This window comes from Pseudomonas sp. MDV22-iso1, from assembly GCF_058145095.1.
On the sequence record NZ_JBYVMF010000009.1, the window covers coordinates 189,723 to 206,036 of the forward strand.

12 protein-coding genes are annotated in these 16,314 nt (G+C 59.5%); 2 read left to right on the forward strand and 10 right to left on the reverse strand.

Features of this window, described 5'->3' with window-relative positions; genetic code table 11:
* Position 1 precedes the first annotated feature (1 nt).
* A complete protein-coding gene (locus AC3ZVB_RS13240; RefSeq protein WP_162440859.1) occupies positions 2-760 on the forward strand; it encodes a slipin family protein in 759 nt (252 codons plus the stop codon).
* 59 nt (positions 761-819) lie between these two features.
* Here the strand turns inward: AC3ZVB_RS13240 and AC3ZVB_RS13245 are convergent, their stop codons facing one another.
* The 10 genes from AC3ZVB_RS13245 to AC3ZVB_RS13290 form a co-directional block, all read right to left on the reverse strand.
* A complete protein-coding gene (locus AC3ZVB_RS13245; protein ID WP_490146742.1) occupies positions 820-3,285 on the reverse strand; it encodes a TonB-dependent siderophore receptor in 2,466 nt (821 codons plus the stop codon).
* Positions 3,286-3,383: 98 nt separating this feature from the next.
* Complete coding sequence (locus tag AC3ZVB_RS13250) at positions 3,384-4,340, reverse strand: FecR domain-containing protein (RefSeq protein ID WP_490146743.1); 957 nt, start codon at positions 4,338-4,340, stop codon at positions 3,384-3,386.
* Entirely contained in the window at positions 4,337-4,846 is a 510-nt protein-coding gene (locus AC3ZVB_RS13255; RefSeq protein ID WP_162440856.1) for a sigma-70 family RNA polymerase sigma factor, read from the reverse strand. The genes AC3ZVB_RS13250 and AC3ZVB_RS13255 overlap by 4 nt, the downstream gene beginning before the upstream one ends.
* A 124-nt stretch (positions 4,847-4,970) precedes the next feature.
* Complete coding sequence (locus AC3ZVB_RS13260) at positions 4,971-5,597, reverse strand: hypothetical protein (RefSeq protein ID WP_490146744.1); 627 nt, start codon at positions 5,595-5,597, stop codon at positions 4,971-4,973.
* Positions 5,598-5,645: 48 nt separating this feature from the next.
* Positions 5,646-7,124, reverse strand: a complete 1,479-nt coding sequence (locus tag AC3ZVB_RS13265) for an efflux transporter outer membrane subunit (protein WP_490146745.1) — start codon at positions 7,122-7,124, stop codon at positions 5,646-5,648.
* On the reverse strand, positions 7,121-8,185 hold the full coding sequence (locus AC3ZVB_RS13270; RefSeq protein ID WP_162440854.1) for an HlyD family secretion protein: 1,065 nt from the start codon (positions 8,183-8,185) through the stop codon (positions 7,121-7,123). The genes AC3ZVB_RS13265 and AC3ZVB_RS13270 overlap by 4 nt, the downstream gene beginning before the upstream one ends.
* A 26-nt stretch (positions 8,186-8,211) precedes the next feature.
* Positions 8,212-9,738, reverse strand: coding sequence for an MFS transporter (locus AC3ZVB_RS13275; protein WP_490146746.1), 1,527 nt, complete (start codon positions 9,736-9,738; stop codon positions 8,212-8,214).
* A gap of 189 nt (positions 9,739-9,927) precedes the next feature.
* Positions 9,928-10,845 carry a LysR family transcriptional regulator gene (locus AC3ZVB_RS13280; RefSeq protein ID WP_490146747.1) on the reverse strand — a complete coding sequence of 306 codons (918 nt, stop codon included), beginning with the start codon at positions 10,843-10,845 and terminating at the stop codon, positions 9,928-9,930.
* Positions 10,846-11,084: 239 nt separating this feature from the next.
* The gene (locus tag AC3ZVB_RS13285; protein ID WP_490146748.1) at positions 11,085-12,452 is read right to left on the reverse strand and encodes an HlyD family type I secretion periplasmic adaptor subunit; all 1,368 of its coding nucleotides are present in this window, start codon (positions 12,450-12,452) and stop codon (positions 11,085-11,087) included.
* Positions 12,442-14,598, reverse strand: a complete 2,157-nt coding sequence (locus AC3ZVB_RS13290) for a type I secretion system permease/ATPase (protein ID WP_162440960.1) — start codon at positions 14,596-14,598, stop codon at positions 12,442-12,444. The genes AC3ZVB_RS13285 and AC3ZVB_RS13290 overlap by 11 nt, the downstream gene beginning before the upstream one ends.
* Positions 14,599-15,338: 740 nt before the next feature.
* On the opposite strand from AC3ZVB_RS13290, the gene AC3ZVB_RS13295 reads away from it, so the two are divergent.
* Positions 15,339-16,314, forward strand: a 976-nt coding sequence (locus tag AC3ZVB_RS13295) for a retention module-containing protein (protein ID WP_490146749.1), incomplete at its 3' end; no start/stop codon positions are given.

The window sequence follows — 16,314 nt, forward strand, 5'->3', positions numbered from 1 at the left end:
CATGGGCCTGCAATTGGGTTTTGCCGCGCTGCTGCTGTTGCTGATTGCACTGGCGGGTTCGACCTTTCGCATCCTGCGCGAATACGAACGCGGTGTGGTCTTCCAGCTCGGCCGTTTCTGGCAGGTCAAGGGGCCCGGTCTGATCCTGCTGATCCCGGTGGTTCAGCAGATGGTTCGCGTCGATCTGCGCACCGTGGTGCTCGATGTGCCGCCCCAGGACGTGATCACCCGCGACAACGTGTCGGTCAAGGTCAACGCCGTGCTGTATTTCCGTGTTCTCGATCCGCAGAAGGCAATCATTCAGGTTGAAGATTTCCTCATGGCCACCAGCCAATTGGCGCAGACCACGTTGCGCGCGGTCCTGGGCAAACATGAACTGGATGAATTGCTGGCCGAGCGCGAACGATTGAACATCGACATCCAGCAAGTGCTCGACGCCCAGACCGACGCCTGGGGCATCAAGGTCGCCAATGTCGAAATCAAGCACGTCGACCTCAACGAATCGATGGTCCGCGCCATCGCCAAGCAAGCCGAAGCCGAGCGCGAACGCCGGGCGAAAGTCATTCATGCCGAAGGCGAATTGCAGGCCTCGGAAAAACTCATGCAGGCGGCCGAAATGCTGGGCCGTCAGCCAGGTGCCATGCAATTGCGCTACATGCAGACGCTGAGTTCGATTGCCGGGGACAAGAGTTCAACCATTGTCTTCCCATTGCCCATCGAATTGCTCAAGGGCATGGCGGATCTGTCGTCGAAACCGTGAAAAAGAAATGCAGATTTGTGGCGAGGAAGCTTGCTCCCTCGCCACAGGGTTAGCGCGACTTACCAGTCGTAACTCACGCTCGACACCACCGTCCGTCCATCCCCGTAGTAGCAATCCCATTGGCTGCGGCAGCTGGCAACGTACTCCTTGTCGGCGAGGTTTTTCACGTTCAGCGCCAGTTTCACGCCTTTCAGTTTGAAGGCCGACATGCCCAGGTCATATGTCAGACTGGCGTCGTACACCGTGTAGGAGTCGATCTGAAACGCGCCCTCGTAGTCATCACCATAGCTGCCTCGGGCATAACGTGCGCCAACCCCCGCACCGACGCCTGCCAATGGCGTATCGCCGAGCACCGTGTAATTGACCCAGAGCGCGGCGGTCAGCGGCGGATTGCCCGCCGGATGACGGCCTTTGCGACCATCGTTGTCCTTGGTGTATTTGATGTCGTTGCGCGACGCCGAAGCGATCACGTCCAGTGCTTCAGTGACCTCTGCCTTGGCTTCAAACTCGACGCCCTTGGAGCGAATCGCACCGCTTTGATTGCTGAACCCGGGGTTGCCGAGGTCGGTGGTCAGGATATTTTCCTGCTCCAGTTCATAAGCGGAAATCTGCACGAAACTGTTCTGCCCCGGCGGTTGGTATTTCACGCCCGCCTCGTACTGCTTGCCGGTAGAAGGGTCGAACGCCTTGCCCTGCACGTTAGTGCCGCTGAGCGGCAGGAACGATTCCGAGTAGCTGATGAAAGGCGCCAGGCCGTTATCGAACAGGTAGACGATGCCACCGCGCCCGGTAAATTTCTCATCCTTGCTGCTGGTGTGAGCGCCGCTCAGCGGTTGCTTGTTGTCGGTCTCGGCCCAGTCATAGCGGCCGCCGAGGACAAACACCCACTGATCGAGCTTGATCTGATCCTGGGCGTACAACCCGGTCTGGGTGATGGTGTTATCCCAGCGGTAGTTGTTGCCGAAGTTAAGGGGCTGACCATAGGTCGGTGTGAACAAGTCGATGATCGGCGGGTTGTAATCATACAGACCGTCGAATTTCGAATTGAAGTGGTAGTAATCCAGCCCGACGATTGCCGTGTGGCTGAACGGACCGGTGTCGAACTCGGCCTGGGCAATGTTATCCACACCGAAGACTTTGTTGTCCTGTTGCCAGTCCACGCCGTAGCGAGTCTGGTAACGCTGGTCGTTTTGCCCGGTGATCGGGTTGGTGACGAACCGGTAGCCATGCAGCGGCGCGGTGTAGTGGTCATTGACCCGTGCGTAGCGCGCGTTCTGTTTCAGGGTCCAGACGTCGTTCAGCCGATGGGAAAACTCGTAGCCGAACGCGTATTGCTCACGGTGGTAATCGTTGACGTCGGGCTCACCGAGGAACAGGTCGCGGTCGATCTTGCCATTGGGGTTATCGAACAACGTGCCCACGGCCGGAAGCCCCTGCGCTTCGGGAACGCCCTTGTCTTTCTGGTACTGGGCAAAGAGCGTCAGGCTGGTGTCTTCACTCGGACGCCAGGTGAAACTGGGGGCGATGAACTGGCGTTTTTCCTCGACATAGTCGATCTCATCGTTGCTGTCGTTGGCCAGCGCGGTCAGGCGGTAGAGAAACTTGCCTTCATCGTCGAGCGGGCCACCGAGGTCGATGGCAGCGCTTTTATGGTCGTAGCTGCCGGCCTCGAATTTGATTTGATGCAAGGCGGTTTCGGTCGGACGCTTACTGACCAGGTTCACGATACCGCCGGGCTGATTCTGGCCGTACAGCACCGACGCCGGGCCTTTGAGTACCTCGATACGTTCCAGCGAATAGGGCTCGATTTGCAGCGCACCACCGGTACTGCCGCCACCGTAAGGCAGATGCAAGCCATCGAGGTAAATCGGCGTAGGCGAGAACCCTCGCGACGTCGGCTCATCGAAAATCTTCACGCGGTCGGAAAAGCCACCACCGGTAATGCCCGGCGTGTAGCGCAGGGCTTCGGTCACGCTTTGGGCGCTACGGGAACTGATCTCGGCGGCGGTGACGACGTTGATGGTTTGCGGAATTTCCACCAACGCCGCATCGGTCTTGGTGCCGGTGGCGCTGCGCTTGGCAACAATGCCGTCAACCGGTCCCCAGGCATTTTCAACCGCCTCGGTAGCGCTGACGCGTGTGGCGCCCAGTTGCAATGGACCGCCTCCCGCGATCGGCTGCAATGACCAGCCGCCTTGGGCGTAGACAGCCTGCAAGCCACTGCCGGCGAGCACCCGTTCAAGCCCTTGGGCCACGTCGAAACGCCCCTGTAGTCCGGTGCTGCGCTTGCCCTCGGTGAGTTGCGCATCCACCGACAGCAGAATTCCCGCGTCACTGGCAAAACGATTCAGAACCTGATCGAGATTACCCGCGGCGATGCTGTACTGACGCGCCTGACTCACGCTGGCGTCATCGGCCCAGGCCAGGTTCGGCAGCAGTGGCGTGGTGGCCAGCAAAGTGGCGAACACGCCGCGGCGCAATACGCCATTGAACGGAAAAAACGTCTGTGTCGGATGATGTGGCATTCCGGAACTCCCCATGAGAATGCTTCTTGATTTGCTTTCAAGAGGTATCCCGGACGGGGCATGAAAACCGACAAGCGCTTCTTAAATTTTTTTAGATATCAGACGCGGCGCTTCACCGTCACCCAATAACGGGTCACCGACTCGACCTGCACGGGCAATGTGCGTTCGAGAGCGGCCAGGACGGTGTCTGTGTTGTCGAGTGGAAAAACGCCGGTCAGCAGCAAGTGCGAGACCGTGTCATCGCAACGAATCCAGCCCGGTCGATAACGCGCCAGCTCGGCCAGGAACCGACCCAGCGGCTGACGCTCGGCCACCAGACGCCCTTGGCTCCAACTGCTGCCGTTCGGGTTCGCAGGCTTCATCGGGTCGGTGCCATTGGCGCTGAACCATACGCTGTTGCCTGCATTCATCAGCACCGGCGCTGCATGCCGAGGGCTGATGCGCAGTTGGCCTTCATACAGTTCGACACGGGCGCCGTCGTCCATTTCACGTACAGAGAACCGTGTTCCCAATGCCTGGACATCCCCACTGGCGGTTTCCACGATCAATGGGCGGACGGGGTCGTTTCCGCTGGTGAGCAGAATCTCGCCCCGGATCAGCTTTATCCGGCGCTCTTGCGCAGTAAAACGCAGGTCGATCGCACTGTTGCTGTTGAGGTCGAGCCGGGTGCCGTCGCTCAAGGTCATGTGGCGAATCTCGCCGGTGGCGGTGCGGTGTTCGGCAAAGGTTGCGCGCCAGGACACCTGGTTCTGCAGCAGATAGCCGCTGCCACCGGCAACCAGTAGCAGGCCCAGCATCTTCAAGGCGGCGCGGCGCTGCGGATCAGGGCTATCGCGCAGTACGGCCCGTGCACGACCGGCCGGCACCGCGCCGAAGGTTTCCTGCAACTGCTGCAATCGCTGCCAGGCGCGGCGGTGTTCCGGATGGGCCTGCTGCCAAAGCGTGAAGGCCTGACGCTTTTCTGCATCCAGGTCGCCGCCCCAGTGCAGCATCAACCATTCACTGGCTTGCTCGACGATGGCAGGCTCGATGGGCGCATCGTGGGCGCGGTTCATGATTCGTAGACCAGTTGATAGCAGGCCAGGATCGCGCGGGTCATGTACTTCTGCACCGAGCTGACGGTAACCCCGAGCCGCTCGGCAATTTGCGCATAACTCAGCCCTTCGAATTGCGAGAGCAGAAAAGCCTGGCGCACGTTATCCGGCATGCGATCGAGCATCGCATCGATCTGGGTCAGCGTTTCAAGGATCAAGGCCCGGGTTTCGAGCGACGGCGATTCGGGCTCCGGCAGATGCGCGATGCTCTCCAGATAAGCGCGCTCGATGCGCAGACGCCGCCACTGGTCGATCACCAGGTTGCGGGCAATCTGCGCGAGGTAGCTGCGACTCTCCTGCGGACCGGGCAAGCGCCCCGACACCAGCAGGCGCAGGAACGTGTCCTGCGCCACATCCGCCGCATGCTCACGATCACCCAGGCGCTTACGCAACCAGCCTTGCAACCAGCCATGGTTATCGCGGTAAAGACGATGAATCGAATCGTTGCCGTCAGTTGTTGCGTCCATGGGAGGTCTACGTGCGTGATTGATAGCAATTATCATTACACTTTACGCAGCAACTGGCAAAACGGCATTGATCAGCGGCTATGCCGCCAAGGCAACGAATCCATTTCACGTGAAACGCCGCATTCTACAACTGGAGATACAAAGCGAAAATCGACAGTCCCCATATGCATAAACCCAGCGCAACCCACACCCAATTAGAGAAAGTGAGCGAGGAATTGCTCGTGCCATCCGGGTCATTTTCAGAAAAATTGATTGCCCCTTGCACACGCAGCAAGAAGCACGTTTGCAGAAGTACAACCGTAAGGCTTATTGCAAAGCTGATACGAAAATCAGGCACCCATGCTCTCGCAATACCCACGCACGCTATTGTGATTACACCGACGGCGAGACTTCTCGGAAACCAGCACAACTGACGATCTGAGGCCCTGATCTTCCGGTCGATTCTGACGAGTAGGGAGTAAATGAAAAAGACCCCGAAAATCGTACGCAATAAAGGCAGGACGTTGTTGCCGGCTGCCCGCTGTTGCTTCCAGTTTTTGTAAAACCAATAAGGTAAATAAAAGCCACAAGTAGATACGAACAACAGCGCGAATTTGCTTTTGCTCACCACATAAAAAGCGGGATTGCAGGTCGTAGTGTTTGACAGCTCAGAGGTCGGAGTCGCATACGGGTCGGCAGTCATAGGAGCGTATTTATCGTCAAAGAACAGGGGAGAAGATGCTAATCGCTCGAAGAGATCAATAATTCCCACAAAAATAAATCAAGACACATCCTACAAAACAGCTCCACCTCCTTTCACTCAACGCTGAATCGCCAGCGGATACACCGACTCCCATCCCCCGCCCAACGCCTTGTACAAACCGACCATCGCCAATGAAACGCCGGTCGAGCTCTCTACCCACTGTTCCTGCGTGGCCAGCAATTCGCCTTGCACGGTGAGGACGTTGACGAAATCGACGACGCCTTCCACGTATTGATGCTGCGCGGTGCTCAGTGCGATCTGGTTCTGGCGCACGGCTTCGGCGAGGCTGTCGCGGCGCCGTTGGCTGGCGTTGAAAGCGCTCAGCTGGTCGTCGATTTCATGCCAGGCGCGCAACACGGTTTGTTGGTAGGCGATGGCGGCTTCCTGTTGCTGCGCTTCACGCAGGTTAAGCACGCCACGCAGGCGCCCGCCATCGAACAGCGGCAGGCTGAATTGCGGGCCGATGCCAAAGGCACGCGAGCCCCAGGAACCCAAATCGCTCAGTTGCATGGCTTGGGAGCCAATGTTGCCGGACAGGGTAATCCGCGGATAAAAATCCCCCTTGGCCACGCCGATGTTCGCGGTGGCGGCATGCAGGCGCGCTTCGGCCTGGCGGATGTCAGGGCGACGCTCGGCCAGTTGCGATGGCAGGCCAATAGCGATTTGAGGCGGCGTTTGCGGCACCGGCGCATCGGTGGATAACTCAACGGACAGCGCGTGCGGCGGTTCACCCATCAACAAGCTGAGCGCGTTGATCAGCTGCGACTGGCGCTGCTCAAGCGCCGGCAGGCGGGATTCGATAGCGGCAACTTGCGCGGCGGCTTCAGCGACATCCAGGTCCGTGGCAACACCGTCGGCGAGGCGCAACTGTGAAAGCTTCAGGCTGTGGCGAGCGACATCGAGATTCTGCTCGGTGACTGCGCGAGTGCTTTGCACGCCACGCAGTTGAATGTAGTCCTGGGCGGTCTCGGCAAGGACCGACAGCAATACGCCGCGACGGTCGTTTTCGGCGACTTCGAGCGTGGCATCGGCGGCTTCGGTCTCGCGCCGTACACGCCCCCAGAAATCCAGTTCCCAGGACGCGGAGAAGCCGGCGTCCCACAGGTTGAACGCCGAGTCGCCATTGTGTCCGGACGGGTCGCTGAGGCCTTCGCCGCTGTTGCGTTTGCGCCCGTAACTGCCCGTGGCGGCAGTGTTCGGATAGCGCTCGGCAGTGATTACCTGACGTGCTGCGCGGCTTTGCTGCAAGCGGCTGCTGGCGAGTTTGAGGTCGAGGTTATCGGTCAAGGCGCGCTGGGTCAGGGCCGAAAGTTTGGGGTCTTGGAAGACGTCCCACCAGCGTTCGTCCATGGGTTCAGCAATGGCCTGGCTGGCGGCAGCTTTCTGTGGTGCTGACCATTCGGCGATCTGTTGCGGCTGTGGTTTTTGGAAATCCGGGCCGACGGTGCAGGCGCTCAACGACGACAAGCTCAGCACAAATGCGATTGAGCGAACGCAGACCTTGTGGCAAGGGGGCAAGTGGTGGCTGTTGTTCATCGCTGCGCTACCTCATGCTTGTCGGCACCGGCAGTATCAATACTCGCCTCCACCGACATTCCCACCCGCAGCCGCTCGGCCAATGGCTGACCCGGATCGAGCACGATCTTCACCGGAATTCGCTGCACAACCTTGGTGAAATTCCCGGTCGCGTTATCCGGTTTGATCGACGCAAAGGTCACGCCCGTAGCCGGCGCGATGCTCTCGACACGCCCCCTCAGGGCCTGACCATCGAGGCTGTCGACAAGCACCTGAACGCTCTGACCGGCTTGCACGTCAGCCAATTGAGTTTCCTGGAAATTGGCCACCACATACGCCTGCTCCAACGGCACCACGGCCAGAATTTTGCTGCCCGGCGTGACATACGCTCCAACCCGAACCGCCCGCTCGCCGACCATGCCGTCCTGAGGCGCGACGATGCGCGTGTAAGACAGCTCGTAGCTGGCCATTTCCAACGCCGCTTGCGCACGTTTAAGCCCGCCGTCCGCCGCGTCGCGCTGGGCGGTGAGGATATCGACTTGCTTGCGTTCCGCCGCCAATACCGCAGTCGCATTGGCCAACCGCGCGGTGGCCTGATCGATACGGGTCCGGGCTTGCTGAGCGTTTTGCACCGTGCCAGCGCCCACACCGGCGAGGTGGTTGTAGCGGTTCAATTCATGATCGGCGAAAGCCATTTCTGCCTTGGCAGAGACGACAGTCGCTTGTGCCTGAGCGATCACTGACGTCTGACGCTCCAGCGTCGCTCGGGCGTTTTGCAACTGAGCCCGGGCGACCAGTGTTTCGGCATCGGCGGCCTGCGCAGCGGCGCGCAAATCCCGGTCGTCAATCAGCGCCAGCAACTGCCCGGCCTTGACCTGCTGGTTGTCTTCCACCAGCACTTCCTTGATGAACCCGGCAACGCGAGGCGCCACAAGAGTGAAGTCCGCTGAGACAAAGGCGTCATTGGTGCTCTGCTGCGTTCGCTTGCCGAAAAGACCGGGCACCAACACGCAGATCAACACGCCAACGGCGACCACCGCGGCGACGCCAATGGCCACTTTTTTTCTGGATTGAGTTGTCATAAAAACCTTCTGTTTCAGTGGAGCATTCAGATCGGCGCACGGGGCGGATAAACCCGCGTCGGCAGCCAGAAAATCAACAGGATCAGCGCGAGTGCGATGCCAGCCATACACAGGTAAAGATCCGATGCGGTCAGCACCACGGCCTGTTCGTGCAGCCTGTGAGCAAGCCCCTCACTATCGCCGTCCACCCAAGGAGAGTTGCCGAGGCGATCAACCAGCATCGTCGAGTGAAAATGCAGCCGTGCGGTGGTCAGCGCCTCGATCACACCGGTTGCGATCACCGCCGACAGACCTTTCACGGTGTTGAACCAGGCCGAAGCGTAGGGCCCTTCCATTGGACTGATGCTGCCGGTGGAAAGCATCAACAGCGGCAAAACAGCCATGGGCTGGCCGAAGATCTGCAGCAGTTGCAACACGTAGAAATCATCGCGAATCCACACGGAAGTCAGCTGCGAACCGCCCACGCAGGACAGCGCCAGCATGCTCAGGCCAATGCCCAGCACCCAACGGCAATCAACCCGGCGCAGGTTGCACAGCGCCGCGACCAGAGGCAGTGCGATCAACTGGGGCAGCGCTGCCAGCAACGTGATCGGGGCGGTCTGTACCGGGCGGTAACCCTGCACCTGCGCCAGATAGCTGGACGGAATGATGATGACCGCCAGCAGCACCACCAAAACGCCGGCAAGGGTCAGCAAGGCGAACGACAGGTTGCGGATGCCGAGCATTTGCATCTTGAAAAAAGGAATCGGCTGCGACCATTCGTTAATCAGAAACAGCACCAGCAGCAGTGACCCGCCACCGAGCAATGCACAGATCAAGCTCGACTCGAACCAGTCCAGCCGATTGCCTTGCAGGATCCCGATCACCAGCATGCAGATTGCGGGAAAACCCAGGAGCAAGCCGCGCCAGTTGAATTGCTTGAAACGCTCCAGGCGCAGCGGGTCCTGGGGCAAGCCGTACGCCACCGCCACCATTGCCAGCAGACACGGCGCGATGATTTGCCAGAACGTCCAGTGCCAGCTCACATACTCGGTCCATAGCCCGGCCAGCGGCGTACCCAGGCCAGGGCCGAATGTCGCCGTCAGGGCATAACCCGCCAGGCCGTACAGCTTCACGTTGGCGGGCAAAAAGCGCAGCGCGACGGTCATCAGCATTGGCGGCAACGCGCCACCCGCCAGGCCCTGCAACGTGCGCATCACCAGCAGGCTTTCGTAATTGGGGGCCAATGGGCAGAGCACGCCCAAGAGAGTGAAAACGCTGATGGCGCAGAGGGTGAACCGCCGCAGGGAAAACGTGACTGAACACCAGGGGGCGAACGCCATGGCCGCCACCGAGGTCGCGGTGTAACTGGCGACCAGCCAGGTGCCTTCGTCATAGCCGATGCCCATCGCGCCACGAATGTCGGCCAGGGCCACTTTGGTGACCATCTCGTTGAGGCCAGATACCAGCACGGCAATCAGCACGCCAACGAGGCCAATGATGATTCGCGGACCGAACACCGGCGGCGAGGCAGCGGCCGTGGCAAGCGGTGCCGAGACCGTGAGGGAAGTCATGTACTGCAGGCTCCGGGATTGAATACCGGAGCATTTTAAGAAGTGTGAGTGCTGACGAAAATCAACTTATCAGCAGGTTATAAGTGCGCTAAACGCAACTATCAGATCAAAAGATCGCAGCCTTCGGCAGCTCCTACAGGTGTACGCAAAACATTGTAGGAGCTGCCGCAGGCTGCGATCTTTTGATCTCTAAGATTGCGCAGCCAGCCACGTTTCGTCGCAGCAGGACTTCAAGGTTTCGCGCATCCAGCGATGTGCCGGGTCCTTGTCAAATCGCGGGTGCCAGGCCTGGGTCAGCATGATGGTCGGCAGCGGAATCGGCAGGGTGAACGATCGCAGCTTCAGGCCCAGCCGACGAACGCTCAACAGCGCTTCCTTGGGCACCGGCAGGATCAAATCGGAATCAGGCAACGCAAACATCGCCGCATGAAAACTCGGCGCAATCACGGCCACCCGGCGCTCCAGCCCCAAGGCATTGAGCGCCGTATCGATGGGACCGCGCGCTATTCCGCGACGAGACATGCTGATATGGGAAAAACCGGCATAGCGTTCGGCGGTAATTTCTTCTTCGAACAGCGGATGATCCTCGCGCACCAGTCCGACAAAGTGAGTGGCGAAGAGGTTCTGCACCTTCACCTCGGGCATCAACGGACGGTTGTTGCTGACGCTCAAATCGATGCGGCCTTCGCGCAAGGCTTCGTCGTCCCCATCGCCCTCGGGGACAAAGCGCAATTCACACTGCGGGGCCTGGCGCTCCATGGTGTCAAACAGCTTGCCGCCATAGACGCCCACGAAAAAATCGTTGGCCCGAATGCTGAAACGCCGGCGCAAGCTGCCCAGATCCACGTCATCGGCGGAGCGAAACAGCAGCGACGCCTGCTCCACGACATCGCGCACCTGCTCGCGCAACGCCAGCGCCTTGGGGGTCGGAACCAGACCACGACCGGCACGCACCAGAATCGGATCACCAATGGCTTCACGAATACGCGTCAGGGTCCGGCTCATCGCCGCCGGGCTCAAATTCATCCGCCGCGCAGCACCCACCACACTGCCCTCGTCGAGCAGCGCGTCGAGGGCGACCAGAAGGTTCATGTCTGGGAGCTGCATGTCAGGCACTCTTCAGTGATCAGAATTGATGCTGACGCAATGCTAGCAAACATCTCGTGCCTGATGTAAAGGCAGGTCTGACCCCTTCGCGGGCAAGCCTTGCTCCCACGGAGGCCTCAGCGGAGGCCGGTTCTGTGTACTACTCGACACCCTGAGGGAGCGAACTTGCTCCTCCAGGGAAAAGTGTCGCCCGTGGGTGCAAAGCTTGCTCGCGATGAGGCCATCAGCCCGACCGAAGACTATCGCTCGTGCAAAGCCTCAGCCCGCGCCCGGATAATCGGCTTCAGCAAATAGCTGAGAACCGTCTTCTTGCCGGTAATGATATCCACCGACGCCACCATCCCCGGAATGATCAGCAACGGCTTCTCATCCGTCCCCAAATGGCTGCGATCGGTACGCAGCTTGATGACGTAGTAGGTGGTTTTCTTGTCTTCATCGGTGATGGTGTCCGCACCGATTTGCTCGAGCTTGGCCTTCAACCCGCCATAGATGGTGTAGTCATACGCGGTGAATTTCACCGTCGCCTCTTGCCCTGGGTGCAGGAAAGCGATGTCTTGCGGACGAATCTTTGCTTCCACCAGCAAGGTGTCGTCCAGAGGTACGATTTCGACCAGATCACTGCCCGGCTGGATCACGCCACCGATGGTATTCACTAGCAACTTGTTGACGATGCCACGCACGGGCGATGTCACCAGGGTCCGGCTGACACGGTCAGACAGTGCGCTGCCGGTGGCCTGGGCCTTGTTCAGGTCGGTGCGTGCTTCATTGAGCTGAGTCAGCGCTTCACTGCGGAATTTGCCACGGGTTTCGTCGATCTTGCGCGCCACTTCCTTGATCGCCGATTCTGCCCGCGGGATCGCCAGGGTGGTGGCGTCGAGCTGCCCACGGGTTTCAACTTCGGCGCGCTTGAGGCGCAACACTTCAACTGGCGATACCGCGCCCTGAGCCACCAACGGCTCGGACATGTTGATCTCCTGGCGCTGCAAGGCCAGGCCGTTGCGGTACTGGGACTGCTTGGAGGTGAACTCGCGTAATTCCTGCTGACGCTGGATCAACTGCTCCTGCAACCCACCGATTTCATCGCGCAACTGCTGACGGCGGCTGATGTACAGCGACTCTTCGCTGGCGGCCTGGCCAGGAACGGCTTTCAGCACGTCAGCGGGGAAATTCAGCGGACGGTCGTCCACTTCGGCGCTCAGGCGCTCGACGCGCAGCAACATCGACAGCCGATCGGCTTCGGTCTCGCCCACGTTGGATGCGAAGCGGGTGTCGTCCAGGCGAATCAGCGGCGCACCCGCCTCAACGATCTGCCCTTCCGAGACGAACAGCTCAGAGACGATACCGCCTTCAAGGTTCTGGATTTTCTGGATCTTCGACGACGGGATCGCCTTGCCGTCGCCCTTGGTGACTTCGTCGATCACCGCAAAGTTGGCCCACAGCATCAGGAACAGAAAGAAGCCGATGATTGCCCAGATCGTTAGCCGCACCACCCGTGGCGCGTCTTCAATGAGGGCTTTGTTGACCTCGGGAAGTGGCTGGCCATGCAGTGAATCGGTGCCCTTGAAATAACGGCGAATGGAACCTTTGAGCCCGGACTTAAGCAACACTGATCTGCCCCTTTTTCAATGCTTCCATCACCACAGCTTTCGGGCCATCGGCGAGTATCTGTCCACGGTCGATGACGATCAGGCGATCGACCAGCGACAACAGCGACGCACGGTGCGTCACCAGTACTACGGTCTTGTTTTCAATCACTGCTGCGAGGCGTTGCTTGAGGCGTTCTTCACCGGTGTTATCCATGGCGCTGGTCGGTTCGTCGAGCAGCAGGATCGGCGGGTTGAGCAAGAGTGCACGGGCCAGCGCGACGTTCTGGCGCTGACCGCCGGACAGGTTCTGCCCACGCTCGCCCACCTGAAGCTCGTAGCCTTGCGGGTGCAGACGGGCGAATTCGTGCACGCCGGCCAGTTCAGCGGCTTGCAGCACCATTTCGTCCTCGACGTAACGCGCACCCGAGACCAGGTTGTCGCGCAGGCTGCCGGCGAGCAGCTGGATGTCCTGAGGCACGTAGCCGATGTTGTGTCGCAGTTCGCTGACGTCTATCTGACGAATGTCGACGCCATCCACCAACAACGCGCCTTCGTCCGGCTGATAAAGGCCCACGACCAGTTTGGCGAGCGAACTTTTACCCGAGCCACTGCGACCGATGATGCCGATTTTTTCGCCGGGCTTGATGATCAGGTTGATGTTTTTGAGCGCCGGATTCTGCTGATCCGGGTAGGTGAAGTTCATCTGACGGCATTCGATGCCGCCTTGCAGGACCTTGCGGCTCAGCGGGCGCTCTTCAAAATTACGCTCCTGCGGCAGCTCCATCATCTGGTCGACCGAGGTCATGGTGACCCGGGCTTGCTGATAGCGGGTCAGCAGACCGGACAACGACGCCAGCGGGCTGAGTGCGCGACCACTGAGCATGTAACAGGCGATCAGGCCGCCCATGCTCAAGTTACCGGCGATGATCTGGTACACGCCGAAGACGATCATGATCACACCGGCCAATTGCTGAATCAGCAAGGTGATGTTCATCGCCAGGCCGGACAGCATTTTTACCCGCAACTCGAGTCGGCTGAGGGTACCGATGGTCTGCTCCCACTGATACTGGCGCTCGCTCTCGGCGTTGTTGACCTTTACCGCGTCGAGGCCGGCAAGTGTTTCGATCAGACTCGACTGACGCTCGGCCCCCAGGGCCATGGTGCGCTCCATGGTGGCTACCAGCGGCTTCTGCAGCGCGTAGCCAATCAACAGGGCAATCGGGAACGCCAACATCGGAATCCATACCAGATGCCCGCCGAGGATCGCGATGACCAGGAAGATCAGGAGCGTAAACGGCAAGTCGATCAGGCTGGTGAGAGTCAGCGACGCGAGGAAATCGCGCAGGCTCTGAAACTCATGGATGTTCTGGGCAAAGCTGCCGACCCGGGCCGGGCGGTACTTCATCGACATGCCGACGATGCGCTCGAACAGCGTCGCCGAAATGATCAGGTCGGTTTTCTTGCCGGCCAGGTCAAGGCATAGACTGCGCAGGCTTTTGAGGATCAGGTCGAAAAAGTAAGCGCCGGTGATACCGATGGCCAAGACCCACAGGGTCGATTCGGCCTGGTTGGGCACCACGCGGTCATAGACGTTCATCACGAACAATGGCGCGGCCATGGCGATGATGTTGATCAGGAAACTGGCAGCGATGGCGTCGGCATACAGCCAGCGCGAGCGCTTGAGGGTGTCACGGAACCACGACCGTGCGCGCGGGATCAGTGTGCCGTGATTGACGTCGAATTTATGCTGAGGCTGTGCGAAGAAGACTTTGCCGATGTAGTCGTCGGCCAGCAACTCGCGACTGACGAGGCTTTCGCCACCGTCACTTTCGCTGAGCAGTAGACGGGCCTGGTCTTCACCTTGCCAGCCAAGCAAAACTGCGCTGCGACCATCCTTGAGCAGCAGTAACGCCGGCATCGCAATTTCTGGAATCTGCTCCAGTTTGCGCACCAGTACCCGCCCTTGCAGACCTGCGCGAGCGGCGGCACGTGGCAGCAACTCGACGCTCAGCCGCTGCTTTGGCAATGGCAAACCGGTGGTCAACATCGCAGCGCTGGCTGGCTTTTGATGCAGCGTGCAAAGGGCTAGCAGACCGTCCAGCAGCGGATCGTCATGCAACGCGCGTGGATCATGGATGAGATGAACTCGACTGACTTCTGATTCCACGCTCGGCACTCTTGGCTGACGATTGAACAATAAAGGTTCTGCTCAATTCATACCGGGCAGTTAGACCTTTGGCTTCACGTCGTTCTGCACGACGGATGCCAACGGTGCGACCACTCCCTGGCTCTTGAGCAACTCGCCCATGGTCGCCTTGATTCGGTATTGAGTAAATAACTGAATGTTTCTGATCCACGCAGATCACGGTTTGTTGACGCATGGCTGCGAGACACGCCGCATACCCGGCGAAAACTTCGTTCAGCGCACATGAACGACATGCGCCGCGACTGAAAATCTGCGTGCAATCGTCAACGTCCATCCCCGATCAAAATGATGCGAAACGTGCGACCGGGGGAAAATGCCCGGGACCGGATCCAGGGAAATCCGCAGTTTGAATATTTGCCATTTTGTTGTCCTGAATCACTGCAAAACCTGCAACCACAGCGAATCCTGAGCAGACAAACGACCGTTTGTCGGAAAGTACAAAATGGGTACTGGATCACACGGTTCGACCCCCTTCGACTGCCGAATATCAATGTGACATTACTGGGGCGATTGTTTAGGATGGCAGCCACATGGTCAATAGTTTGGCATATAGTTTATAGCCAAAAAATATAGCCAGAATATTGACGCAAAAAAGCGTCAAAGTAGTAACTATTATTGTAGGAAAGAGCGTCCAGACTGATTGGCAACAATGCCTTCAGGTCCATGGAAGTCTACTGAACGTGACACCCGGAGAGTCTTCAATGAGCAGTGTTGTTGCCATCGTCAAAAGCATTGTTGGTCAAGTTTTCGTGGTGTCCCCAGAGGGCATCCGTCGTGTACTCGTTGAAGGCGACCGGCTGTTTGTTGGCGACCAGGTAGACACAGGTGTGGCAGGCGCTGTCACGCTCGAACTGGCCGACGGCCGGACCCTGGACCTGGGCCGCGACACTCAATGGAGCGGCAGCGCTCCGGACTCCAGCACCGACCTGGCAGAAGCCACCGCACAAGCAGCGCCATCGGTTGAAGAACTGCAGCAGGCCATCGTCGCCGGCGCTGACCCGACTAAAGACCTCGAAGCCACCGCAGCCGGCCCGACAGCCTCAGGCCAAGGCGGCGCAGCGGGCGGTGGTCATAGCTTCGTGATGCTCGATGCAACGGCTGGCCGGGTCGACCCGACCGTTGGCTTCCCAACCGCGGGTTTCGGCGCTGTGCCCCTGACCACGCTGGAAACCGTTAACACCCAGAACACGAACAACAACGCGATTGTCGACGCCCCCCTCACCTCGACGCTGAGCCTCAGCGCAACCCCGACCATTACCGAGGCTGGCGGCATACTGGTCTACACCGCGAACCTGAGCCAGGCGCCTCTGAGTGACCTGACCATTACGCTGTCCAATGGTGCGGTCATCATCGTTGCTGCGGGACAAACCACTGGCACCGTAAATGTGCCACTCGCGCCCAACGACACTGTTTATAACGACCCGAGCCAAATCGAAGTCACCGTCACCGGTACAACTGGCGGCGGGATGACAGTGGTACCTCCGACCGCTCCAGCGGTAACCCAGGTCACTGACACCGTCGATACCACCACCGTCACGCTGACCGCCGGCCCGACTGTTGTTGAAGGCGGCCCGATTACCTACACCGCGTCCCTGACCAACCCGGCCCAGACGCCGGTGACCGTGACCTTGAGCAACGGCTCGGTCATCACCATCGGCGCTGGCCAGACCACTGGCA

What these genes read in the sequence shown, in the direction of transcription:
- AC3ZVB_RS13270 (WP_162440854.1), bottom strand. Translation starts at nt 8,185, where the DNA reads ATGACAACTCAATCCAGAAAAAAAGTGGCCATTGGCGTCGCCGCGGTG.
- AC3ZVB_RS13265 (WP_490146745.1), bottom strand. Translation starts at nt 7,124, where the DNA reads ATGAACAACAGCCACCACTTGCCCCCTTGCCACAAGGTCTGCGTTCGC.
- AC3ZVB_RS13275 (WP_490146746.1), bottom strand. Translation starts at nt 9,738, where the DNA reads ATGACTTCCCTCACGGTCTCGGCACCGCTTGCCACGGCCGCTGCCTCG.
- AC3ZVB_RS13255 (WP_162440856.1), bottom strand. Translation starts at nt 4,846, where the DNA reads ATGGACGCAACAACTGACGGCAACGATTCGATTCATCGTCTTTACCGC.
- AC3ZVB_RS13250 (WP_490146743.1), bottom strand. Translation starts at nt 4,340, where the DNA reads ATGAACCGCGCCCACGATGCGCCCATCGAGCCTGCCATCGTCGAGCAA.
- AC3ZVB_RS13280 (WP_490146747.1), bottom strand. Translation starts at nt 10,845, where the DNA reads ATGCAGCTCCCAGACATGAACCTTCTGGTCGCCCTCGACGCGCTGCTC.
- AC3ZVB_RS13245 (WP_490146742.1), bottom strand. Translation starts at nt 3,285, where the DNA reads ATGCCACATCATCCGACACAGACGTTTTTTCCGTTCAATGGCGTATTG.
- AC3ZVB_RS13240 (WP_162440859.1), top strand. Translation starts at nt 2, where the DNA reads ATGGGCCTGCAATTGGGTTTTGCCGCGCTGCTGCTGTTGCTGATTGCA.